Origin of the sequence: Bacillus paralicheniformis, assembly GCF_001042485.2 — a bacterium.
Classification (GTDB): domain Bacteria; phylum Bacillota; class Bacilli; order Bacillales; family Bacillaceae; genus Bacillus; species Bacillus paralicheniformis.
On the sequence record NZ_LBMN02000008.1, the window covers coordinates 1 to 24,294 of the forward strand.

A 24,294-nucleotide genomic window follows, 5' to 3' on the forward strand; every position below is an offset into this window, starting at 1 on the left:
AGCCAGGATCAAACTCTCCGATAAAGTAGTTTGACTGACTACGCACATCGCTGTGCGATTTATAAAAAAATGAATTAACAGGTACGTTTTGTCTTGTTTAGTTTTCAAAGATCATTCTAAAATTGGAGCGGGTGATGAGAATCGAACTCACGACATCAGCTTGGAAGGCTGAGGTTTTACCACTAAACTACACCCGCATTGCGAATATATGGCGCGCCCGAGAGGAGTCGAACCCCTAACCTTTTGATCCGTAGTCAAACGCTCTATCCAATTGAGCTACGGGCGCTTCATCAGGCGACTTAACTATAATACTATGAATATCAGTTAAAGTCAAGAAGTTTTTTTGAAGTTTTTCTACCGAAAGGATGAAGCTTTTTTGTTTCGACTTTATCCATTATACACATTTTAAGGTTTTTGTACACCCTTTAAATGATGAATATTATATCGGCATTTCGAAGTTGTAACTTCGTTGTCTTAGCGACGAATAATAATATATCATGCCTTCAATTCATCCGTCAACACTTTTTTCGTTTTTTTATACTTCTAAAAAAATTATGCTTACAGCCATTCATAATAGATGACGTTTTACCTGCCCTTTTCATCTTATGTGATGTTTTATTGAATGTTCCCTGCTTCATCAAGTTATATACGGAACCGAAGCTGTAAATCGTTAACTTCGACATCACTCTTGCACGATCATTTAATGAAGCTTTTATTTTACGAACGGCTTTTAAGATATCCTAAAGGCGCCTCCAATAGCCTGCTTTTCCGCACCGTATACAAAAATACAGGCAGAAATCTTGTTATAGGAAGATTTCCGCCTGCAAACTTCAAATCCTTCATCTATATTCTCCACCGATGGGACTCGACCTGTATGTCCCTCAACAAAATTGTCATCCGCTGATTTTAGCGCTCGCGTCGCTTGGTGCTTTTTCCGATTTGTAGTTGCGGAAATTATGCTCAAGCTGTTCAAGTGTGAGACCTTTTGTTTCAGGAAGGAATTTTTTCACGAATGCAATGGAAAGAAGTCCAAGTCCGACAAAAATGTAGAATGTCGATGACAGTCCAATCGCATCAAGCAATATCGGGAATGAAAATCCGACAAAGAAATTGACGATCCACAAACAAAACACGGTGACGCCCATCCCTAGACCGCGAACGCGAAGCGGGAATATTTCAGAAAGCATGAGCCATGTTACAGGAGAAATAGCACCTTGCTGGAATGCAAGAAAGGTTACTGTCAGCGTAAGTACGACATACGGAAGAGCAGCTGAACCTTGAAGGGCGTTTGAGAAGATGCCGATCAGCAGCAAAGCTGAGGTCGTCCCTATTAAACCGGTCAACAGCATCGGTCTGCGCCCGACCTTCCCTAAAAGCCAAATCCCCACGAATGTCGCCAAAACTGAAATGACACCGTTTGCAATATTTCCGATAAGTGCAGCTTTTGTTTCAAATCCGGCATTTTTGAGTATTTCTGTACCGTAATACATGATAGAGTTTACGCCGGTAATCTGCTGAACGACAGCGATCCCGATTCCGAGAAATACGATTCGGCGCACCCATGGAACAGCCAGATCCTTATAATTCGCTTTTTTCATTTCAGATTCTTTCATGACCGCAGCTTCGATTTCAGCAACTTCCGAATGCGCCCTTTTTTCCTCGCGGATTCTTTTCAGAACGCCCAGCGCCGCTTCATTTTTCCCTTTAGAGACAAGCCAGCGCGGACTTTCGGGCATTCTCAGCATACCAAAGAACAAGAACACAGCCGGGACTGCGGCAATGGCCAGCATGTAACGCCAAACATGGGAACTATCCCCCATTGTGGTTCCGAGGATGGCATTGAAAGTAAATGCCAAGAGCTGTCCGGAGACAATCATTAATTCATTTTGGGTAACCATTCGTCCCCTTTTCTCTGAAGGAGACATTTCAGCCAAATAAGTCGGTACCGTAACAGATGCTCCCCCTACAGCAACTCCAAGCAGGAACCGAGAGATGACCATAATCGTCACATCAGGCGCAAGCGTACATCCGAGCGTCGAGAAAAAGAAAAGCACAGCTAGAAAAATGATGTTTTTGCGGCGCCCGATATAATCGGAGAGCCTTCCGCCGAATACCGCCCCCAATGCCGCTCCCAGGAGAAGCGAACTTGCGACCAGCCCTTCTGTAAAGGCAGTCAGGTTCAGCTGATCTCCTTCAGACATATAAGGCAAAGCTCCGTTGATCACTCCGGTGTCATATCCGAATAGAAGTCCGCCGAACGTCGAGACTAAAATAACAGTACGCAAAAATGATTTCTGATTTCCCTGTTCATTCATATTGATTTCCCCCGCCTTTGTTTTTAAAAATTGATTTATTTCCAAAGGTTTTCGAAAACATCCTTAAAAGGAGCTCATTTCTTTTCCCAAAAGACTCATTCCCAACTTTCGAAAGTTTCGCCAACCACCCCCTTAACAGAAAATTGAAAATTTTATTTTGATGGAAGCCGGAGCTTCCGCACAACCAATTGCCTACCACGGAATATTTTGGAATCGCTTTCATTTATATGCCGTTTAAATACATTGTTAGATTATAGTTATGTTTTTGGTACATCTTTGTTATGTCTGATATTATCATAATTTTAAAAGCGCTTTCAGTCAACATAAATTTCAGAAAATTTATCTTTTTTTCATTTTAAAAAGCCTAATTAAGGGCGTTATGATAGGAATTTCATCCAACTCACATAATTCCATTTCTTTTTTTATTATTTATCAGCATTTTTTCACTATTGTCATTTCATAGTGATCTTTTTGTCACTTTTTTGTGATGTGTAGAATTTTAGTCCCAATAAAAAAATACCAAGGGGCTTTCCCTCAGTATTTTTTCCTGCCTGCAGCGGACATTTCAATTATCTGTGAACAGCAACATGAATCAGCTTTCCTTTAACCGCAAGGCGCCCTTCGGTTCTCACGGCTTTGTCACATGTCATCAGCGTAATTTCTTTTTCTTTCGTCTCTTGAATCACATCTGTGTCCGTTTCAGAAATGAATTGTTTGGATGTCACAGTGTATATATAGTCTTTTTTAAAGTCTGTGATTTTAACGGTGTCCCCTTTTTTAATGTGGATAAGAGGGCCGAATAAGAGGTTCTCCCGCTTCATATGATGTCCGGCCAACGGGTAGTTGCCCTCGCCCATTTTCTGATCGGGACGCATTGTTGTCGCTCCGTAGAGAAGATTTTGATTGGTTGTGCCTTTCAATATCGGCAGCTTGATATTGACGCTGCTTATGGTGATCCGGCCGATGACCGCTTTCGATTCACGATCGAGGCCGGCTTTTACTGCTTCCATAAAAGAAGGCGGCTGAATCGCTTCAAAATCAAATGACGCCTTTTGCGTATTGTTTTGTTCCGCCTGTTCAGCAGTCAATTCAAAACTTTTATTCTTGCTGAGATTGATGATGATGCTTTCTTTAATAAAAGGAGACAAGACGAATAGTATACCTGATATGACAAGTACGGCAACGATCATTTTTTTATACATGTCCCACAGTCCTTTCTAACCTTTATGTCAATTGAACGAATGCCGTTTTTCAAAAAAGCACCTGACCGGTTTCATGATCAGGTGCATAAATGATTCGTTTACGCCTTTCTTTGTTTCTTTCTTGTGTAGAAAGCGAAGACTCCTCCAGACAGAATCAGCAGGATGCCGATCATGATCGGAATGATGCTGTCTCTATCACCGGTTTTCGGAAGCGTATCTTTCAAATGACCTTTAGGATCTCCGTTCGAATTTCGGTCCGGTGTGCCTTTGTTATCTGTTTTAGGGTCTCCCGAATTCGGGTTCGATGTGCCTTTGTCAACAGCCGGCGTTTTCAGCTTTTCATTGGATGCTGTGATCTCGACCGGTTTTGACTGTCCTTTTTTAATTTCAAAAGGAATCGGCGTTTCATCCAACTTATAACCGTCAGGCGCCTTCGTTTCGACAAATTGATAGCGCCCAGGTGCCAAACCTTCCGCAATAAATTGACCGTTTTGATCTGTAGTCCAGACTGCCGGCAGCTTTTTCCCGTTGCCTGCGGCTTTAACAGGCTTTCCATCGGCATCGAGCAGCTTGAATTCTGCTCCTTTCAACACAGCTTTTTTATCGTTGCGGTCCACTTTCGTCAGTTTCGCATCGCCCGGTGTCAATTGATTCTCTGCAGTCATTTCAATTGGCTTTGTATCAGTATTTTTGACTGTGAACGATATTGGCGTCTTATCCAATTGATAATGCTTAGGCGCTTTTGTTTCGACAAATTGGTAGTTACCGGGCTTAAGACCGTACACTGTGATCCGGCCGTCTGCGTCTGTTGCCAAACCGGTTTTCAGCACCTTGCCGGTTTCATCTGTCAAATCGAACTGCGCTCCCTGAAGTCCGGCGCTCTTGTCATCCTGGCCGACTTTTGTGAGCACAACGCTGTTTTTCTTGTTGAGAGCCGTCAGTTTAACCTGTTTCGGCTCACCTTCGTGTTTCCCGGTAATGGAAAATGGGATCGGATCTGTTGACAGCAGGTAACCGTCAGGCGCATGTTTTTCAACAAATTGATAGCTTCCCGGCGCCAAATCGCCAGCCTCGATTTTGCCGCCTTCTTTAGAGATCAAATCATCTTTGACCGTTTTGCCTTCGCTGTCAATGATTTTAAACACGGCTCCTTCTAATCCATTGCCGTCTTCATCTTCTTTCTGCAAATAAACCGAACCTTTGTAGTTGATGGCTTTACCCGCATCTACATGGGCAGGTTTTCCTTCAGCGGCATCCGGGATGACAAACTCTATTTTCCCGCTGTTCAATACAAAGCCATCAGGCGCTTTCGTTTCTACGAAAGCATAGCGCCCAGGCGCCAGGCCTGAAGCCGTAACAGTTCCATTTCGATCTGAGACCAGTTCCTCCTGTACGGTATTCCCGTTTTGATCTGCGATCTTAAAAACGGCTCCTTCAAGCTTGTGGCCTCCCGCATCTTCTTTTGTTAAATGAACCGAGCCTTTATAATTAACAGCGGCGCCTGCATCAACCGGCTCCGGTTTCCCTTCAGCTGAGCCCGGGATGGTGAATTCTATTTGATCGTTGTTTAACATAAAGCCCTCGGGCGCCTTCGTTTCCACGAAAGCATAGCGCCCAGGCGCCAGGCCTGAAACTGCGATTTTTCCGTCTTCATCGGAAGTGAGCTTTTCATGAACGGTGTTGCCTTCATGATCAACGATCTTAAATTCAGCGCCCTTCAGCGTACGGCCTTCCGCATCCTCTTTTGTCAAATAAACCGAACCTTTATAGTTGACGGCTTTGCCTGCGTCCACGGATTCCGGTTTTTCTTTTGCCGATTCAGATATGGTAAACTCGATTGCCTTGCTGTTTATCACAAAGCCCTCGGGCGCTTTGGTTTCAACAAAGGCATAGCGGCCAGGCGCAAGACCAGATACCGCGATTTTCCCGTCTTGATCTGAGGTGAGCTTTTCATGAACGGTGTTGCCTTCATGATCAATGAGCTTGAATTCAGCCCCCTCTACTTGACGGCCTTCTGCATCTTCTTTCGTTAAATGTGCTCTGCCTTTATAGTTGATCAATGTTCCTAAATCAACGTCAGGTACTTGATTCTTATCATTCGTTTTGACGGAGAAGCTGATTTCTTTTGTATTTAAGAGATATCCTTCTGGAGCTTTCGTTTCCAGCAAACGATAATTGCCGGGCGGTAAACCGTTGATTTCTACTTTTCCGTTTTCATTGCTCTTAATACTCGTACGTATTGTTGTAAAGGTGCCATCGCCGGATTTTTTCTCCAGCTTGAACACGGCTCCTTCCAAAGGATTCTTTTGTTCGTCTTGTTTGATAAGCGTCACCTTATTCTTTTCATTCACGACTTTGTGAAGCGCTCCGGCACTGGAAGAGCTGCTGTTAATCTCAACGGAGACCCCGTCTGCATAAGCGTCGCTGATCGTATATCCGTCAGGCGGCTTGATTTCTTTTAAAATGTAAGTCCCGTAGCGGATATTACCGAATGTCAGCTTGCCGTCGTCGTCAGTCGTTCCTGTCCGCAGAAGCCGCTCATTATCTTTTGTCCGCAATTGAAAATCTGCTCCGGAAAGCGGTGTGCCGCCTTCCCCCGTTTTAAGGATTGTCAGGCTGCCTCTTTCACCTGAGCCTGAACCGCCGCCGCTTGAAACGGCAACAAAGACCGAGCTGTTGTTTTCCTGGGTTTGTTCCTGAACATTCGTTCCCGAAATCGACACTTTGTTGTGAACATGACCGCTCGTGCCGGCAATATTGATTAATGATTGGTATTGAATCACATAGGCGCGGTCGATTTTTTTGTAATCACCTGTAAATTTCAGGACAAATGATTGTTCACCGGTTGCATTGTCGGTCTTGATGTCCAGTGTATAGTCTTCGCCTTTTTGAAGCTGAACATCATCCGGGACAAGATTTCCTCCGCTGTCTTTGACTGCACCTTTTTCATCGTATTTAGCCTGATAAACTTTAAAAGAATCTTCAGCTAAAATTTGGTTGGTATCCGGAGTATCGGTGACTTTTACATCCTCCAATACCGACTGGCTCGCATTGACATTAATACTCCAATCGACATAACCTCCGTTTTGTTTGCCTCCTTTGAAAACGAGGCTTCCTCCATCGGCGACCGAAACGGATGCCGTCAACTCACGCTCTGAATATCCGGCATTATAGTACGTCGCCTTGTTGGTGTAAGGGTCACGCTTAATGACCTGCCCTTTAAGCGAAGTTTTAAATACAATAAGATACGGGACGGAATCGTCCGTTTTCAAATGGACAGTCAGCGTTTGTTTATTGTCAGCCGACGGCTCCTCCACATCATATTGTGAAGCGGGCAGGATGTCTCCTTCTGTGATGGAACCGTCTTTATTGACTGCATAGCTCTTGACGACCACTGAACCTTTAACAAATTGCTGGTCATCTGCTAAAGCATCTTTAATATAAGGATTCTTTGACGGCTCACCATTATAGTTGATCCCGATTTTCCACGTGATTTCTTTTGAAACCGCGTTATATGAGCCGTTTTTGAAACCGTTGTGGGATGTCTGGCGATTCGGTGTAAAACTGCTCGTTTCCTTATTTTTGCGTTCAGTGCTGCTGTGATCAGTCCAGGTTGATTCAGCCGTGTTTTTGACATTTTCGTTTGAAAAGTCGGCATTCATATTCGTCGTATAAGTGATCTTAAATTGGCTGTTTGTTGTTGCATAATCTCCGATGAGTTCCAGAAGAAAACCTTCATGATCCGGTTTTATTGTCAATGTATAGTCTTTGCCTTCTTGAAGCGTTTTGTTATTCGTCACATCCTGAAGACGGAATGATCCGTCGAGGAGCGCGAGCCCGCCGCTTTCGAAATTATCATCCAACTTCCAATTGTTCATCGTGTAGTTGTTTTTGTTGATTGCGATCGTCCAATCGACCGTTTTATTCTTGTAATCAATGTTTGAATAGCCTTTTATCAAATTCTGTTGAATGGCTGTACCTGAAGCTTTCTTTGATTCCCCTGTTCCAGTCACTGCGGTGTTCGTATACGTTGTCGATTTATCGATGATCACTCCGCTGTTGACCTCGGTTTGATATGTGATTTTGTAAGCTCCGGTAACATTTTGGTTAAATTTGATTTCAAACCCGCTTCCATTATCGGAGAGCGTATAGTCTTTGCCTTCCGTTAGAGACGTTCCCGCCTGTTCACTTCCGTTCTGATTGAAGGTAATCGGAATCACCTTCAAGGAATCTGAAACAAGCTGCAAATCAGCGGAACCAAACGAGTCTGTTATACTCGCCTTGGATTCGTCAATCTTCTTCTCACCATAGTTATATAAAATCGTCCAGCTGAAAGTCTGTGAATCGCTTTTATAACCTGTCGACGATTTTTCGATCATTTTCCCGTATTTGGCTGTGACAGAGGCCTCTGCAGAAGCCGGTTCCAGATTGTCTCCGCCGAATGTCGCCTCGTTCGTAAATGCAGCATTTCCGCCTTCGTCCGGCTTTGCGGAGTCATCGATGTCCGTCACATAGATCAGGCGATAAGCCGAATCTATCTCACCATCAAATGTGACATTCCCATTTGCGTCTACAGTGTAGCCTGAAAGAACTTCATCTCCCTGGCTGACTGAACCATCTATGTTGACATCGAGTTGATAAACTTTGACAGAACGATAGATCAGCCCCTCCGGAAAGTTCTCGGTCAACTTGGCATTTTTGACTTGATCCAATTTTTTGTTGAGGTCGACTGTCCATGTGACTTGCCCCGGATTGATGCCTTTATCAAAAATTCCTGATTTATCGATGGTTTTGCTTACGTTTGGTTTAAAATAAACCGTTACCTCCGGAGTGTCTGATTTCACCGGGAAGGGAATCTTTTGAGTCGTCGATCCTTTTATTTTTTGCGCGTTGAACTGCGTATTGACAAATAACGTCCCTTTGACCTTCGAATCTGTTTTCACTTCACCATTAAACGTCATCACAACATGGCCTTTTGTATCAATTGAAAAATAGCCGTACGTGATACCGCCTGAGCTTAATGGCTGATTCGTAATATCGTTGTACATAATGAAAGCTTCAGGCAGATCAAATTCGTAGCGATCGCCGTCATTTATCGTCTTTCCTAGCTCATCCGGGATGTCCCAAGTGATTGAAATTTTTGCCGGAGAATTCGTGTCGGCCCGGTTGCTTTTGTCATAAGGCTTTCCGTGTTCATCTGTCAGCGTCACGCCGGTTAAAATATTTTGGGTGATTTGATTACCTCCGGACGCAAGGCTCCCGGCTGCCGCTAGTCTTGAAGATGCTGGCGGTTTTGAATCGCTGCTCTCAGTGTCAGCAGCTTTTGTCTTCGTTTCCTCTTCGTCCCGCTCCCCTGAAGATTTTGATTGATCGTCAGCTGCTGCCTGATCATCCTCAGATGACGGAGAATCGTTTTTCGCCGTTTCAGAACCGGAGCCTGTATTCACAGGTATGATCACTTGCTGCGTCTTGCCTGCTCCGAGTTGAAAGAGAGCGGTGACCGTTTTTGTACCGCTTTTCACAGCAGCGGCAAACTTTGCTTCCAGAGTGATGGACCCTTTTGCCTCTGCAGTGCTGTTCAAGGTTACGGTCAAAATGTTGCTGTCCGCTTTCACCTCATAGCTGCCGATGATCTGCTGATCTGCCGATTTCACATCTCCCTTGGCATCCTGAGCGAATTCGAAGCTTTTAGGCACCTCTACAGTGAAGCTTTTTTCGGTGCCGGCTTCTTCATCGTTTTTTAACGCCCACTCGTATGTGAGTGTCACTTTGTCACCCGGTTTTAATGCCGGGTCGTCTCCCTTTGACCCGTCAACCGTTTGATCTTCGCTGTTTTTGATTGTCACTGAATCAAAAAACACGCTGCTCCCTGTTGATGTGCCGGCAGCCACTGCCGTCAGCGTAAAGCCGACAACTTGACTGAAGATCAAATACAATGCCAGGCAAGTGATCAAAAATGGTTTCAGCCCTCTTTTTTTGCTGAGGCTGAACGAATATTTTTTCGATCTCAAATTGTGATTCCTCCCCTTTTATCATGTTTTTGTGTACGGATCGATTGAGCCTGGAAAATGAATCCCTGAAAATACTTTTCTATTTGAAGAATGACAGGCTTTTAAATTCGCTGCTGTATGTTTAGCGGCGGTAATCAAGATATCGCGGCTATGAATTTTGCTTTATGTCAGCTGAGATCATCCGAACCAAACTACATTGTATGAGATGGAACTATACAATTTCTGAACATCGGCATGTAAGCTGAAAATGGCATAAAAAAAAGACCGGCTGATCCGGTCCTCGTGTTTACATTTCATTCATTTTGTCCTTGATGAGTTTGTAGCGCTCATACTCCTTGATCGCTTCTTCTACATTCCCGGTTTTATTAAACAGCTGCATCTTGTATTGGATGATTTTATGATCGTACGGTTCGAATTTCTCGACCTGCAGACATATATCAAGCGCCCGGCGGTAGTCTTTTTCACGAATAAGGAAATCGACCAGTTCATAAGCTTTTCCAAGCCATATCCGGGCAAGCCGTGTCTTTTCGGGTTCGGCCCACAAATAACCGTGTTCCATAAAGTAATGGTTTTCGTATGCAAGCAGCAATTCCATGTGCCGGTTGATCGTCGCCATATGAATTGGAGGAGCCTCTTTCAGCGACTTTTCCCATTCGTCAGCATCCACTTTCACACCGGAAATCCGGAGGACATATCCGGTGTCAGTCTTCTCAATGGATTGGCTGAAAGGAAGCCTTTCGATTAATTTTCTGATTTGATAAATCGCCGTATACAGCTGGGTGCTCGCTTTAGAGACATCATGGTCAGGCCAGAACAGGTCGATCAACACGTCTTTGCTGATCACATGGCCGTGATGATGAAGCAAATACGCGTAAATTTCGCGTGCTTTGGACGTTCTCCACTTTACGGGTATATATGTTTTGACATCCTTCTCCGTTTTGTAAAATTGCAAACTCCCAAAACATTGAATGAAATAGTCTCCTCCGCCGTTTTCCGCGGAAGCCTTCAGCAAGCTGTTTTCTCTGATCCGTTCAACCGTCTTCACGAGCCGGACGTAATCGACGGGTTTAAGCAAATAATCCATCGCATTTAATTCAAATGCTTTTATGGCAAAATCGTTATAGGCCGTGATAAAAACAACCTGAATGTTTTCATTCATCGATTGAATCGCTTCAGCGAGCTCAATCCCGTTGATCCCCGGCATTTCAATGTCAAGAAACACCGTGTCTATATCCTGAATATCCGGATACTCCATAACATCAGCCGGATCTTGAAACATTTCAATGGATCGAAAACAATTTGTTCGTTCAAGCATATTTTTAAAATGAAGCAATGCCAATTCCTCATCATCCACAATTAACGCTTTCACGACACCCACCCCAATTTCATCGAGTCATCTGGAAATTATTATAATGATTATATCATGTCAATGGCCCTACTTAGTTGGATTCATTTTCTTATTCTTGTCGTTTATTAACATTGAAGAGTACAATATTCATATGGATTCGACAAGACTGCAGCAGGCTGAATGAGGAGTGCTGATATTGAAAAAGCTATTTGTTTTCCTTTCGATTATTCTCGGCTATGCCGGCTTCTTTTTTATTTTCTTATTCATTAACAATCAACTGTCCGATCAGAATTACCCTGAAGCAAAGCAAGGAATCATCAATCTGGAAACATGGGATTTTCAGAAAGATGGGAACATCGCGCTCACCGGGGAATGGACACTCTATCGAAACCAGCTTCTCTCGCCAAAGGCGATCCATTCAGGCATTGGAAAAGCCCCCATTTATTCCGCTGTGCCTAACAATGTTAAACTTACCGATTCAGGGGAAAACGTGGATTACGGTACATACAGACTGATGATCCGGTCAAAGCAGGACAATGAGATGTTCGGAATCAGCACCTCTTTTATTAACAGCGCAAACCGAATTTATTTCAACGGCAAATTGATCGGGCAGAGCGGAACTCCTTCAAGTAAAGCGAATTTCAGGGCTCAAAACAGGCCTTATACGAGTTTTTTCGAGATTCACCGCGGGGACAACGAGCTGATTGTACAATTTTCGAACTTCAAAAAAACACCTTCATGGGGAATAGAAAAACCGATTACCTTCGGAACGCAGCAGAACATTTTACACCAAAGCAAAATTTCTTTCTTTAATGAAACCAGCATGATCACGGCATTCTTCATTACCGGTTTATACTTTCTCGGCTTTTTCCTGCATCGAAAAAAGGATAAGCACTTATTCTTTTTTTCCACGATGTGTCTTCTTTTTTCAGTCATTGTGCTTTTAATCGGACGAGAACGAATGATCTTTCTTTTCTTTCCGTCTGTTTCATTCTCGGCTTTAAGCGTAATGAGGGCAACCACAATGGTGCTTGTCAGTATAGCGGTTTTTCTCTATCTCTATTTCGCTTACAGAGAAATCGTTTCAAAAAAATGGATAATCGCCGCGACTGCATTTTCTGCACTGGTTTTGTTGATTGATTTTATATCATGGGGTTTTACAGACCGTCTCGCATATATATTGCATTCCGTTCTTGCCGTCACGACTTTGATTTATATTACGTATGTGTTTGCGATTGCTGCCCTTCGGAAAATGAAAGGCAGTCTTTATCTTACGATTGCAGCGATTTCAATGAGCGCATTCGTCATTTTAACGACCGTTTCTGCTTACAGCGGCAAAAGAGGCTTTTCGTTCAATTCGCTCTATGCCGTGCCGTCAATCATCGCTTTGCTGGCGGCTGTTCTGATGATGGCGCAGCAATTCGCAGGCGCATTCCGCGAGAATGAAGTCCTATCCTTGAAATTGCTCAGAATGAATCGATTAAAAGACGAATTTATCGCCAAAACATCGCATGAATTTAAAACGCCGCTGAACAGCATGATTAATATATGCCAGACCCTTTTGGCAAGGAAAAGCAAAAGGACGGTAGAGGAAGAAAAAGAAAATCTGCAGCTGGTCATCCGCATGGGATACAGGCTCTCCAGCCTGGTGAATGACATTCTCGATTTGGAAAAAATGAAGCAGGGCATGCTGCAGATTCAAGCCGTTCCTGTCGATACCCATTCAGCGATCAGTACGGAAATGGGCTTCTATCGGCTGTTGTCAAAAAATAAACAGGTCCAGATTGTAAACCTGGTTCCATCCGGACTGCCGCTCGTCTTGGCTGACGAAAACCGCTTCCGGCAAATCATGACCAACCTGGTAGATAACGCAATCAAGTATACGCCGGAGGGACAAATTACGCTCTCTGCCGAGAGGATCAACCAAGAGAAGGTCAAAATCACTGTAGCAGATACAGGAGTCGGCATACCAAAGGCCGTCCGTCAATCGATATTCGAATCTTTTCAACAAGCAAAAAACCATAAAGATGACGGAGCCGGGCTCGGTTTAAGCATCGTCAGACAGCTCGTTCAGCTTCAAAATGGGGAGATCTGGGTAGAATCGGAAGAAGGGAAAGGATCGGCATTTCATTTCACACTGCCTGTCGCAAAGGATGACTCGCTTCTTGACGATAAGGAGAACGTGCCTCAACAGCAAGCCGTCAGGAGTTTGCCCGATGTTTCAATCAGCACGCCGTATTATTCAAAGAAAATGGATGCTCCAACTGTTCTGATCGTCGATGATAACATTGAAAGCTTAAAAATTTTGGCCGATATGCTTGAAGGCGTTCCTTATCAAGTCATCGCAGCAAAAAGCGGCAAAGAGGCTCTCGAAGTCGCCTCCCGATCAAAGCTTGACTTGGTGATTTTGGATCTGATGATGCCCGATATGACAGGGTTTGAAGTCTCTATGAAAATCCGTGAAAGATTCACAATGGTGGAACTTCCGGTTCTCATTATTACGGCAGCCATCATCGATCATGATAAATACAAGGCTTTTCACGCCGGGGCAAATGACATTTTGCAAAAACCGTACAACTACACTGAATTTGCAGCCCGCGTTAAAAACCTGATCATGATGAAAGATACGGCAGCCCAAGCGACCAATATGGAGATGGCATTCCTCCAATCGCAGATCAAACCGCATTTTCTTTTCAACGTATTAAATACAATTATCGCGCTCAGTCATTTGGATATTGAAAAAGCACGCGAAGTAACGGCTGATTTTACAAACTACTTAAGAATGAGTTTTGATTTTCAAAATACATCAGGGATGAGTTCTTTCAAACATGAACTGTCGATTGTGAATTCGTATCTTTCTATTGAAAAAACGCGCTTCGGCGATCGGCTGGACGTCATTTACGATATTGACGAAGACATTGACTTTGCCCTTCCGCCATTAATGATTCAGCCTCTTGTCGAAAATGCCGTCCACCACGGGATCAGCAAAAAAAGAGGCGGAGGCTGGATCAAGCTGACGGCAAAAAAAGAAAGCGAAAACCGCTATTATATCAAGATAGAGGACAATGGAATCGGCATGCCGCCGGAAAAACAACACGATATCTTTTCCTCTCATTTCACTCATAGCGTCGGTATGAAAAATATCAACCGAAGACTGAAGCACTTCTGCGGGAGCGAACTGAATATCGAGAGTGCGCCGGATGACGGAACCGCTGTCTCAATGGTCATTTCTATCAACGAATCGGCGGACGTCTCAGTATAGGTTTTAACCTGAAGACAGAACGGCCTCCTCAGCTTGCCGGCAAAGTCGGCAAGCTTTTTTACGCAGTAAATCAGGTGTGTGCTTCCTCCCCTCTGTACAATTTGACCCTGTCCTTTGTAAGAACACGGCCTCTTTTTCTATACGATTCAATATGTTATAGTAGAAAACTGTTTTTACATATACCATAGGAGGTTTGTTCATCAATGGAAAATTTCAGCTATTACAATCCAACGAAATTGATCTTCGGAAAAGGCCAGCTTGAACAGTTAAGAAAAGAATTAAAGGAATACGGAAAAAATGTATTGCTTGTTTATGGAGGCGGCAGTATTAAAAAGAACGGTCTTTATGACGAAGTTACGCGCGTGTTGAAAGAAGAAGGCGCTGACATGCACGAGCTTTCCGGAGTAGAACCAAATCCGCGTCTTGCTACGGTTAAAAAAGGGATCGAATTGTGTGCCCGGCATGAAATCGATTTTCTCCTCGCTGTCGGCGGAGGAAGCGTCATCGACTGCACAAAAGCGATTGCTGCAGGAGCAAAATACGACGGCGACCCTTGGGATATCTTCAGCAAAAAAACGACAGCAAAAGACGCCCTGCCGTTTGGTACGATTTTAACCTTAGCTGCAACCGGATCTGAAATGAACCCCGATTCCGTCATTACAAACTGGGAAACGAATGAAAAATATGTATGGGGAAGCGATGTCACGCATCCGAAGTTCTCCATTTTAGACCCTGAAAATACGTTCAGCGTCCCGGAAAACCAAACGGTTTACGGCATTGTTGATATGATGAGCCATGTGTTTGAACAATATTTTCATAATGTCAAAAACACGCCGCTTCAGGACAGAATGTGCTTTTCCGTTTTGCAAACGGTCATCGAAACGGCACCGAAGCTGTTGGAAGACCTGCAAAACTATGAGCACCGGGAAACCATTTTATACGCAGGCACAATCGCTTTGAATGGCACGCTGCAAATGGGCTATTTCGGCGATTGGGCTTCCCATACAATGGAGCACGCCGTTTCGGCCGTTTACGACATTCCGCATGCGGGCGGCCTTGCGATCTTGTTCCCGAACTGGATGAGATATACGCTTGATACGAATGTCAGCCGCTTCAAAGCCCTTATGCTGAACATGTTTGACATTGAAACAGAAGGCAAAACCGATAAAGACATCGCGCTTGAAGGAATCGATAAGCTGTCCGCGTTCTGGACAAGCCTTGGCGCTCCTTCCCGCCTTGCCGACTACGGCATCGGGGAAGAAAAGCTCGATCTGATCGCAGACATCGCCGCTAAAGAAATCGAGCACGGCGGCTTCGCCAATTTCCAAAAACTAAACAAAGATGACGTACTCGCCATTCTCCGGGCTTCTCTATAACAACAAAAGGACGGAATCAAGTGATTCCGTCCTTATCTTTACCGCTCCCCCTGTCTTTCCCGTGTTAAGGCAAAAAAGGTGAAAGATCCGATCACAGCTGTGATAAACATGATCGCACCCATTGGAACGGCCGTTGTTTCATTCATTCCAACGAGAGGCGAAACGATCGAACCGAGCAGAAGCGGAAGCATGCCGAGCATCGCGCTTGCACTGCCCGCACGGTGTCCCTGGTTTTCCATCGCCAGCGTAAATGTGCTTGTCAACGTCATTCCGATGGTTATCATGTAGATAAAGATGGAAATGACAATCGCTGCAAGCGGTCCTTTCAAAATCGTCATCGTCAGGAGAACGGATGTCGCGATGACAGCGGTAATAACCGCGATCCGCAAGAGCTTCCTCTCATGAATGATTCCCCCGAAACGCCCGATGATAAAGCTTCCCGAAATAATGGCGAGGCCGTTAATGCCGAACAGCACGCTGAACACTTGAGGAGAAACCCCATAGATGTCCTGATATACAAAAGGGGTTCCGGACACGTATGCAAAGCTGCCTCCGTGAATGAAACCGACAGTCAGCGCATAGCCGATGAAAGACCGGTCCTTCAACAAGCTCCCCATCGTTTTGAGAGACGAACCGATTGAGCTTGGAATCCGTTTGTCAGGCGGCAATGTTTCAGTCAATTTCATTGAGATAACGAGCACTAGGAACAATCCGATCAATGATAGAGTATAAAAAATCGTATGCCAAGTAGCGAACGGCAAAAGCAGGATGGCTCCCCCCGTCATCGGTGCGACCATTGGCGCAACCGCGGTGATCACCATTAAAAGCGAGAAAAATTTAGAAAGCTCTCTGCCTGTAAACACGTCCCGTACAATGGCGCGCGACAGCACAATTCCCGCCGAAGCGGTAAAACCCTGTAAAAAACGACCAATGACCAGCATAATAATGTTCGGGGAAAGCGCGCAAAACAAAGAAGACAACGCAAATAAAAAGATGGATATTAATAAGGGCTTCCGTCTTCCTTGTGCATCACTGACCGGCCCAATAACGAGCTGACCAAACGTAAGCCCGATCAAACACGCTGTTAAGCTTAGCTGTACGAGCGAGGCTCCAGCTGATAAATCATCGGCAATTTCGGGAAAGCTTGGCAAATACATATCGATATTCAGCGGGCCCAGTATCGCAAGCATGCCGAGCAGAAAAGCCAATGCAAGGCGTTCCTTTCCTGTTGGATTATGGAGCATAGTATCAAACCTTTCTTTCAAGCTAGTAAAATATATTGTTTCATCATGAAATAAACTAGAGGATCGCAAAACATTTGTATATTGTAACATATTTTTTTGGCTGTGAAAGAGGATTGCTCATGACCGGTTAAGATCGGAGATCGAATCGGTCAGATGATTTATAATTGAAGTGAAACACAGGAAGGAGTTATCTTAACTTGAATGCAGTAAACACTGTAGGTTGCTTTACAATTGTGGAAAATAGCAAAGGAAAAATACTTCTGGTTAAAAGAAAAGATTATCCTGTCTGGGACTTGCCAGGAGGCAGAATGGAAAAGCACGAGCAGCCGGAAACATGCGCCATGAGGGAAATGGAAGAAGAAACAGGCTACCGTGTTTCTATTATGTGCAAAATAGGAGAGTACGATCAACCGCAATATCATGACATACAGTACATCTATTCAGGAAAATTACTAGGTGGGGAACCCATTAAACAAGGGCCGGAAACAGCAAAAATCGGATGGTTTCGCAAAGATAGATTACCTTTGTTAATGGTTCCCCATAGAAGAAAACAAATAAAAAATTTTACAAAACATCATAACAAACTAGTAAAAGAAACTTTAAAAACACCTTATTTGATTAGATTTATCACGAAATTCAAGAAATAACAGCCTCTTTTTATGTTTAAGCATTATTTCATCGCTTTGACGATAAGCGATGCCAAAGCTTCGGTCCCTTTCGGCATCAGGTGTACGCCGTCAGCGGTGAAATATTCGGGATGTTTCAGGGCTTCAGTATGCCAATCGACCAATGTCACGTTTTGACGGCTGTCCGCTTGCTTCCGAAGCGATTCATTCACCTTGCTCTCCCACTGACGGGGGACGCGCGTGTTCACGAGATAGACATCAGCGTTTGAGAACGCATCAAGCAAAGCGTCCATCTGACTGTCCGTAAAATAGCCGTTTGTTCCCAGTTCAATCACGACGGCTTTGTCCGAATGATTAAAGGAAGCGTAGGTTGATGTCAATTGAAGCGCTTCCCTCACTTGCCTTCCAACCTGACCGTCGATTGTGATTCCCGGAATTTTCTTACGCAGGCTGGAAGCAATGTCAAGCATGACCGAATCCCCGACAGCCAATACCTCTTTCTCGATATGATCAGGCTCTTTTTCCGCAGACTGCTCATCTTTTGTATTTGACGATTCATCCCCGCCGGCTTTCTGCCGGCTTTTAGTTTCATCATCTTTCCCGCTTTCAGCTTGTGCTTTCTTATCATCCTTCCGTTCTTCACTTTTGTCAGCCGGCTGATCCGCTGAGGCGCTTGTTTCCTCATAAGATTTGGAATAGGCCTGTTGCGGCTGTTTCTTTTCGTCGGCCAATCCCGACAGGCCTCCTGCAAAAATGAGGAGTGCGGCAAACATCAGTCCGATTGATATTTTGCTGGGAACGGAAGCGGTTTTCCATTCCGTGATCTTATCCAGAAAAACCCGGCTTACAAACGGTTTAAAACCGTCTTGTCGGATTGGCTTCTCGATAAAGCGATACGAAAGTTCCGCCAGAATAAACGTAACAGCGACCTTAATCGCAACATGCCAGAACACCGGATTTCCAATCTCTTGAACAGGTGTGCTCAGCACGATGACGGGATAGTGCCAAAGATAAATGCCGTACGACCTTTTCCCGATCCAGCGCAGCGGCTTCACGGAAAGGACAAAGCCCAAGAAGCTGCTCGGATGACTGACGCATGCAATCAAAATCGCTGCGATTATGCTGATCAGAAGCATTCCGCCATGATAGAGAAACGGGCTGAATTCATCGACAAAATAAATGCTCATCATAAGCAGCGCGAAAGCGGCAAGCTCAGTTCCGTGCAACACGTGCTTCAGGCTGCTTGGGAGCCTGTTCCCAGATAGTCTTTTCATCGGCCACACAAGGGCTAATGCGCATCCGATCAACAGCTCGAAGGCGCGCGTATCAGTCCCGTAATATACGCGGCTCGGATCGCCGCCAGGGATGTACAGGATGCTCATCCATACGGCTGAACAAAGCGCACACAGCACAACCGCCGCAGCCAGCCTCTCCCGCTTTTTAAATATGTAGATGCCCAACAGCAAAATGATCGGCCAGATGAAATAAAACTGTTCTTCAATCGCCAGTGACCACAAGTTTTTTAAAGGAGACGGCGATCCGAAACTATCAAAATATGAGAGGTCGTGAAAGATAAACCACCAATTGCTGACATATAAAAGAGAGGAGATCGCATCTCCCCGTACGGTATGCATCAGCTCTCTGTTAAACAAAGCGACCCATATGACGGTTGCGAAAATCATGAGCGTCGCCGCTGGAAGCAGCCGCCGTATCCGGCGCACCCAAAAATCTCTGAATGTGAGGGAAATGTCATTTCCATACGCCGGCAGGATAATCGATGTAATCAAATATCCTGATAAAACAAAAAAGATATCAACGCCAATAAAGCCTCCGTCGGCCCAGCTCATGTTGAGGTGGTAAGCGATAACCGCCAAAACGGCAAAAGCCCGAAGCCCGTCTAACCCCGGTATGTAACGGTGTTGTTGTGTCTGATCTCGCATGGTATTCCTCCAATGATATGTACGTACGGTTCTTCTTTATGTTTCGCGCCTTTTACGGCTCCGATATTATAGACGAAGTCAGGACCGTTTTTTGTTTCAAAAAATCGTCATTTTTATCTACCCTGAATGATGCCGTCTCTCTAGTATAAAAGTTTCAAGCTGAATATGGTGTTACAAAGTTGTAAAAAGTAAAAAATCCATGATTTCAGCGAATCATGGATTTTTTGACTAGCGGATGTAGCGGTCGCCGATCAGCAGGCTCGAAATCGCCTTAGTCGGAATTTCAAACTCTACCGCGCCCATATATCCGGGTGCGACTTCATAATCGTCAAATGAAATCACCAGTTTATGATTCTCTGTAATATAAAAATTTTGGTCGGCCTTGATTCGTTTGAATGGCTCGACTTCCTCGTCATTGATCCAATATATTTTATCAGGATCATCTTTCATTTGCTGTTTCATTTGTTCTTTAATGTTTTCGCTGATGGCCGTAATATACCGGTCGTCTTTAAACAAACTCTTCAAGGTAAGCAGAATTTCATTCTTTTTGTCAATGGTGATATAGCGCCGTTCGGTATAGCTGGACGCTTCCGTTCTTTCGACGCTTCGCCGAATCGAAATCAAATCCTTCGTATCCGTGACTGTCTCATAATCGCTGTAGATGCTGAGATGCCCTTTTTTATTCCGGGACGTCTCCTTCATGAATTCCCGGTAAAGCTGACGGCTTTCCTTTACATATTTCTCGTTAATGCCATTTTCAAGCTCCCGGTTATTCAAGCCGGACAGAGCCGGTGTTTTCACGTCAATACTCGATTCTCCATCTTTCTGTTTGATCTCGGTGAATGTGATGGCCTTAACGACCTTGCCGATGACGGGTAAACGCGACATGGCCTGGGCTGCTCCGGGATTGATATTCACGACGGCAGCCAATAGTACAGCCGCCGCGACAAGCGTTGATGCAGGCCATACCACCAGCCTTCTCTTCTTCTTCGGTTTATGCTGAAGCGCAGTTTCGACAACCTGATCCAGTTCCTTCGGAATGGGGACGTTTTGATATGCTTTTCTCAGCTGTTCCAATTTCTTTTCCATTAAGAAAGATCCTCCTTCGTCAATTGGATGCGCATAAGCTTCAATCCTCTGTAAAGGCGCGTTTTGACCGTATTCAAATTTTCGCCTGTGATTTCCGCAATCTCTTCCAGTTTGAGATCCTCAAAAAATCGCAGAACAATAATGGTGTGGTAGGGATGCGGCAACTCGTCAAGCGCCTCATGAAGGTCTGTATCCCGGTAGATATCTTCCTTGCCCTTGCTTAAAAATTCGATCGTTTGATCATCCATAACCTTTAGTTTTTTCCGTTTGCGCAAAAAATCGATTGCCGTCCGCACCAAAATTTTGTAAAACCAGCTTTTAATCGTATCCGGATTGCGAACAGAATCGACGGAATCGAGCGCTTTTTTGATTGATTCCTGGACAATATCTAAGGCGTCTTCTTGATTTTTCACATAGCTGTACGCCAGCCGGTAAAAGTCTTCTTTCCGGTCTGTTATGCAAGCGACAAGAGACGCTCTGGCTGCTTGTTTCTTCATTGCAATAAAGAACTCCTTTTTTGAATATACGTATATACGGCTGTTACATTAGGATAGACGCGGGAGCGTGAAAAATAGTTTGCGGACTGGTCATTCTTTTTAAAAATATTTTATCATCAAGTGCCGCCAATCTCGATTTCATTTATAATGAATAGCAAATTCGAAGGAGGTGATCACATGGCAAGCATCAGAATGCCGGATCATGCAGCGTCTCATGCAAAGCCTGTTATCGGAAAAGGCGATACTTTGCATGGGGTGGACAAATAAAATCGCCTGAAGTAAGCTTTTCTGGTAATTGGCTTTGCCCCTTATTTTACAATCAAAGGAATAAGGAGCTGGCAAACATGGCATACGTAAAGGCTGCCGCTGTTCTACCTGAAAAGCTGCTATCGGAAATTCAAAAGTATGTTCAAGGGGAAACGATCTACATTCCCAAGACTGAATCCGCCCACAAAAAATGGGGTGCACGTTCAGGAGCAAGAAAGCTGATCGATGATCGCAACACCGCGATAAAAAGGGCCTTTAAAAATGGCGAAACGATTGAGCACTTAGCAGCGGAACATCATCTTTCCATCGAAACGATTAAAAAAATCGTTTACACAAAATAAACTGGAGCACGGATCCTTGTGATCGGTGCTTTTTAATATGGCGAGTTTGTTTATTAGCTGATTTCTGCATTTTCTATGCTTTCTCCGTCATGTAATGTAAAAGTGATCATGCAACGAGAGGAGAATATTGTCATGAAACACGGTGTATTGGAAGTACCCGGAGCAAAGCTCTACTACGAAGTGCGCGGCTCTGGGCCTATCTTGCTTATGATTCACGGGGGCAACGGCGATGCAGAATCATACCCGATTACAGACCGCCTATCCGACCGTTACACGGTTATCACATACGACCGCCGCGGGCATTCCCGCAGCAGGCTGGAAGATCCGAATGAAAATTACCAGGTTTCCGCACACAGCGATGATGCGAGCCGGCTGCTGGCCGCTCTGACGGATGAACCGGCCCATGTATTCGGCTGCAGCTCCGGCGCGGTCATCGGCCTTGATCTTGCCATCCGCCATCCTGCACAAATCCGCATGTTGGTCGCACACGAGCCTCCGATTCCGCAATTGTTGGCCGGCAGTGACCGCACCAAAGGGTTCGAGAGCTTGGAGAACCTTGAAAAACAATACAAACGAAGCGGATTACAGGCTTTAGAAGCATTCGCGAAAGCGATGGGCATTACGTCCACAGCTCAGCCGGACCGTCCAAAAACCCGGACGGAGCAGCTCATGGCCAACATTGACTATTTTATCCTGTCCGAGGTGCCGGGTTTAAGAGAATATTCACTCGACATCGGCAGGCTTAAAGCTTCACCGGTTACAGTCGTTCCTGCCGGCGGCATTGATTCGCAAGGCTGTCTCCCGTACAGGTATGCAAAAGCATTGGCTGATCATTTGAAAACGAAAGTAGTCGATTTTCCAGGCAATCATGTGGGATGCGTTTTATACCCAGAGGATTTTGCCGAAAAGCTGGACATGGTTTTTAGAAGATGTAACAACAAAAATACCAAGGGATGAAACCCTCGGTATTTTAAATCAATCCGCCGTTCGCAGAAAGCGTATGGCCTGTAATCGACATTCGATTTTTCAATTCAAATGCATCCGTTCACTGATGCTCTAAACAGCACCCTAAATAAACATTCCCAAAAGGCTTAGCATTTTAAGAGCTGCAAAATTTGTTCATACGCATTCATATAAAGGACAGGGTCGGGATCTGCTCCTTTTTTCTTCGGCACGTTAAAATCCGATAATACAAAATGATGCTTCGGCTGAACATCATGCTTAGCTAAACAACTCTTGACACAGCATAAAGGACAGCCGTCAATCGCAATGATATCCCGCCCGGATTTTGCTGTTTTGACAAGCGGTTTCACATCGCCGCCGACTCCGGCAATGCACGACATTTCGGCCGTTTTCTCCCGATCCATTTTAATGGCAATCATATTGGCCGTTTGCGCGGCCGAGGAACATCCGGAGCACGAATACACTAGAGGCAGATCAGTTCTTTTCATCGGTTGACACATCCCCTGTTTTTCTTTATTTTCGCCGGCAAAAAACTATCATTTACTTTACAGGAGGTGCGTGATGAAAACTGTGAGCCAGATCACTTTTTCTATTACTCTATGAGCTGAATCAAACAGCCCAAGCAAAAGCAAAACTGCTTCACACTCCTTTCCCGTATTCAATGAGAATACTCGCCTCCTTGAGCTATATGGAATCCTCAGGAAAAAGAGCAGGGGCTTAAAAGCCCCTGTGATTTGTATAAAAAATTTGCGCCGGCTTTTTAAAGGCGAACCGAATGATCCATTCGGCCAACGCGATGCAAAGCACAATCGCTCCGAAAACGCCTATCGTGTAGCTGATGTCATATATCAGGCCGAGTCCTTTATGGCACACGAAAGTGATCAAGTGAATGAACATATTGGTAAAACAGAATAGATAGCTGCGAATCATCCAATTCCGGTGCTTGATAAACTGATTTCGCCGAGCTTTGATGACGGAAATAACCGTGGCGGCAGGCCAATACATATTCACCATGTTAAAGGCTATGCTGACGGCCTTCCCTCCGGTAGAATGCGGTGCCATATAGCCTGACGACAGCGTCACAATCAGCACGCAAACGACGTAGAGCCAGCCGTTAAAACGGTGAATCTTGCGGCTTTTGGTCAACAAGGCGCTGGAGAAGTTGACAGCGCCCGAAGCCATCGCCAAACAAGCGGCAACAACGTGAACATACATCACCTTCAGCCAGACCGGGAGATGAAAGGAGTCCCTCAGGTGGGATTTATGGCTGAGAAAAGATGTTGATTGCGGATCAAGAATTAAATTTTCAAACAAGGTATACAGAACATACACCGCGATTACGATCAGCATTGCCGAAAAAACCGATTGACTGCGTTGAGATTTCCTTTTGTTCAGCTTTCGTTCCTCCTAATACATCATGCTCTCTGAAATACCTATATTGTATCACGAAAGCGGACGTGCGCAGCAGCTTGGCATATCAAGCCCTCAATGACAAAACCTTCCCCATTAAAAACAGGCCAAGTACGATTTGTTGCTTGGCTCGGGCCTCCCGTTTTTCTGGAAAGCCGGAATAATTCTGTCATCTTTTGCGGCATACTTTTGAATGATGTCTCTGCTGAAATCGCGAGTCGATGACAATGGCTTCAACAATTTCAAGGAGTTGCCTCAGCACGCTGTCCAAACAGACGGATATGTATTTTGCAGCGGGTATGACAATACTTACGGACGGATTCATTCCCGCTTCTTATTCCGAACCAAATATGATTAATGAACAACGACCATTCTATAAAGATCTGGTTACAAAAAGAAGGAT

15 protein-coding genes, 2 tRNA genes and 1 pseudogene are annotated in these 24,294 nt (G+C 44.8%); 6 read left to right on the top strand and 12 right to left on the bottom strand.

The features are described from left to right. Positions 1 to 123: 123 nt before the first annotated feature. From ACH97_RS06740 to ACH97_RS06770, 6 genes are all read right to left on the bottom strand, one after another. Positions 124 to 197, bottom strand: a tRNA-Gly gene (locus tag ACH97_RS06740). Positions 198 to 209: 12 nt separating this feature from the next. After that, positions 210 to 286, bottom strand: a tRNA-Arg gene (locus ACH97_RS06745). A gap of 607 nt (positions 287 to 893) precedes the next feature. Next, on the bottom strand, positions 894 to 2,315 hold the full coding sequence (locus ACH97_RS06750) for a sugar porter family MFS transporter (RefSeq protein ID WP_023857810.1): 1,422 nt from the start codon (positions 2,313 to 2,315) through the stop codon (positions 894 to 896). A 569-nt stretch (positions 2,316 to 2,884) separates the two neighbouring features. Then, positions 2,885 to 3,517 carry a class A sortase gene (locus ACH97_RS06760; RefSeq protein ID WP_020450319.1) on the bottom strand — a complete coding sequence of 211 codons (633 nt, stop codon included), beginning with the start codon at positions 3,515 to 3,517 and terminating at the stop codon, positions 2,885 to 2,887. Between the two features lie 98 nt (positions 3,518 to 3,615). After that, positions 3,616 to 9,528: a SpaA isopeptide-forming pilin-related protein gene (locus ACH97_RS06765; RefSeq protein ID WP_050820804.1), complete on the bottom strand. Its 5,913-nt coding sequence runs from the start codon at positions 9,526 to 9,528 to the stop codon at positions 3,616 to 3,618. A 286-nt stretch (positions 9,529 to 9,814) separates the two neighbouring features. Then, complete coding sequence (locus ACH97_RS06770; RefSeq protein ID WP_026580611.1) at positions 9,815 to 10,897, bottom strand: response regulator; 1,083 nt, start codon at positions 10,895 to 10,897, stop codon at positions 9,815 to 9,817. Between the two features lie 802 nt (positions 10,898 to 11,699). Between ACH97_RS06770 and ACH97_RS23985 the strand changes: the two are divergent. The 3 genes and pseudogenes from ACH97_RS23985 to ACH97_RS06780 form a co-directional block, all read left to right on the top strand. Further along, positions 11,700 to 12,965, top strand: a pseudogene (locus tag ACH97_RS23985) (sensor histidine kinase); the annotation flags it as partial. Positions 12,966 to 13,127: 162 nt separating this feature from the next. Further along, a complete protein-coding gene (locus ACH97_RS23990; RefSeq protein ID WP_224067391.1) occupies positions 13,128 to 14,138 on the top strand; it encodes a response regulator in 1,011 nt (336 codons plus the stop codon). A 203-nt stretch (positions 14,139 to 14,341) separates the two neighbouring features. Then, positions 14,342 to 15,514 carry an iron-containing alcohol dehydrogenase gene (locus tag ACH97_RS06780; RefSeq protein ID WP_048349932.1) on the top strand — a complete coding sequence of 391 codons (1,173 nt, stop codon included), beginning with the start codon at positions 14,342 to 14,344 and terminating at the stop codon, positions 15,512 to 15,514. 38 nt (positions 15,515 to 15,552) lie between these two features. Here ACH97_RS06780 and ACH97_RS06785 read toward each other — a convergent pair whose 3' ends face one another. Further along, positions 15,553 to 16,758 (bottom strand): Bcr/CflA family efflux MFS transporter, encoded by a 1,206-nt coding sequence (locus tag ACH97_RS06785; RefSeq protein WP_023857816.1) that lies wholly within the window; start codon positions 16,756 to 16,758, stop codon positions 15,553 to 15,555. 197 nt (positions 16,759 to 16,955) lie between these two features. Here ACH97_RS06785 and ACH97_RS06790 point away from each other — a divergent pair, with 197 nt between their 5' ends. After that, positions 16,956 to 17,405, top strand: a complete 450-nt coding sequence (locus tag ACH97_RS06790) for an NUDIX hydrolase (protein WP_048349931.1) — start codon at positions 16,956 to 16,958, stop codon at positions 17,403 to 17,405. A 23-nt stretch (positions 17,406 to 17,428) separates the two neighbouring features. Here ACH97_RS06790 and ACH97_RS06795 read toward each other — a convergent pair whose 3' ends face one another. The 3 genes from ACH97_RS06795 to ACH97_RS06805 all read right to left on the bottom strand — a co-directional run bounded on the left by ACH97_RS06795 (position 17,429) and on the right by ACH97_RS06805 (position 20,910). After that, a complete protein-coding gene (locus ACH97_RS06795; protein WP_048349930.1) occupies positions 17,429 to 19,324 on the bottom strand; it encodes an acyltransferase family protein in 1,896 nt (631 codons plus the stop codon). A 228-nt stretch (positions 19,325 to 19,552) separates the two neighbouring features. Further along, positions 19,553 to 20,413 (bottom strand): anti-sigma-V factor RsiV, encoded by an 861-nt coding sequence (gene rsiV / locus ACH97_RS06800; RefSeq protein ID WP_020450311.1) that lies wholly within the window; start codon positions 20,411 to 20,413, stop codon positions 19,553 to 19,555. Then, positions 20,413 to 20,910: an RNA polymerase sigma factor gene (locus tag ACH97_RS06805; RefSeq protein ID WP_020450310.1), complete on the bottom strand. Its 498-nt coding sequence runs from the start codon at positions 20,908 to 20,910 to the stop codon at positions 20,413 to 20,415. Before ACH97_RS06805 ends, rsiV begins: the two co-directional genes overlap by 1 nt. 344 nt (positions 20,911 to 21,254) lie before the next feature. On the opposite strand from ACH97_RS06805, the gene ACH97_RS06810 reads away from it, so the two are divergent. Both ACH97_RS06810 and ACH97_RS06815 read left to right on the top strand, forming a co-directional pair. Continuing rightward, positions 21,255 to 21,518, top strand: a complete 264-nt coding sequence (locus tag ACH97_RS06810; RefSeq protein WP_020450308.1) for a CD3324 family protein — start codon at positions 21,255 to 21,257, stop codon at positions 21,516 to 21,518. Positions 21,519 to 21,650: 132 nt separating this feature from the next. Beyond that, positions 21,651 to 22,475, top strand: a complete 825-nt coding sequence (locus ACH97_RS06815; RefSeq protein WP_020450307.1) for an alpha/beta fold hydrolase — start codon at positions 21,651 to 21,653, stop codon at positions 22,473 to 22,475. Between the two features lie 134 nt (positions 22,476 to 22,609). Here ACH97_RS06815 and ACH97_RS06820 read toward each other — a convergent pair whose 3' ends face one another. Both ACH97_RS06820 and ACH97_RS06825 read right to left on the bottom strand, forming a co-directional pair. Next, on the bottom strand, positions 22,610 to 22,969 hold the full coding sequence (locus ACH97_RS06820; RefSeq protein ID WP_020450306.1) for a putative zinc-binding protein: 360 nt from the start codon (positions 22,967 to 22,969) through the stop codon (positions 22,610 to 22,612). Between the two features lie 229 nt (positions 22,970 to 23,198). Beyond that, on the bottom strand, positions 23,199 to 23,831 hold the full coding sequence (locus ACH97_RS06825) for a DUF2306 domain-containing protein (RefSeq protein ID WP_020450305.1): 633 nt from the start codon (positions 23,829 to 23,831) through the stop codon (positions 23,199 to 23,201). Positions 23,832 to 24,294: the final 463 nt, after the last annotated feature.

Excerpts from the sequence above, each read along its gene's own strand:
- ACH97_RS06780 (WP_048349932.1), top strand. The coding sequence starts at position 14,342 with ATGGAAAATTTCAGCTATTACAATCCAACGAAATTGATCTTCGGAAAA.
- ACH97_RS06820 (WP_020450306.1), bottom strand. The coding sequence starts at position 22,969 with ATGAAAAGAACTGATCTGCCTCTAGTGTATTCGTGCTCCGGATGTTCC.
- ACH97_RS06760 (WP_020450319.1), bottom strand. The coding sequence starts at position 3,517 with ATGTATAAAAAAATGATCGTTGCCGTACTTGTCATATCAGGTATACTA.
- rsiV (WP_020450311.1), bottom strand. The coding sequence starts at position 20,413 with ATGGAAAAGAAATTGGAACAGCTGAGAAAAGCATATCAAAACGTCCCC.
- ACH97_RS06805 (WP_020450310.1), bottom strand. The coding sequence starts at position 20,910 with ATGAAGAAACAAGCAGCCAGAGCGTCTCTTGTCGCTTGCATAACAGAC.
- ACH97_RS06810 (WP_020450308.1), top strand. The coding sequence starts at position 21,255 with ATGGCATACGTAAAGGCTGCCGCTGTTCTACCTGAAAAGCTGCTATCG.
- ACH97_RS06785 (WP_023857816.1), bottom strand. The coding sequence starts at position 16,758 with ATGCTCCATAATCCAACAGGAAAGGAACGCCTTGCATTGGCTTTTCTG.
- ACH97_RS06795 (WP_048349930.1), bottom strand. The coding sequence starts at position 19,324 with ATGCGAGATCAGACACAACAACACCGTTACATACCGGGGTTAGACGGG.
- ACH97_RS23990 (WP_224067391.1), top strand. The coding sequence starts at position 13,128 with ATGGATGCTCCAACTGTTCTGATCGTCGATGATAACATTGAAAGCTTA.
- ACH97_RS06815 (WP_020450307.1), top strand. The coding sequence starts at position 21,651 with ATGAAACACGGTGTATTGGAAGTACCCGGAGCAAAGCTCTACTACGAA.
- ACH97_RS06825 (WP_020450305.1), bottom strand. The coding sequence starts at position 23,831 with ATGCTGATCGTAATCGCGGTGTATGTTCTGTATACCTTGTTTGAAAAT.
- ACH97_RS06750 (WP_023857810.1), bottom strand. The coding sequence starts at position 2,315 with ATGAATGAACAGGGAAATCAGAAATCATTTTTGCGTACTGTTATTTTA.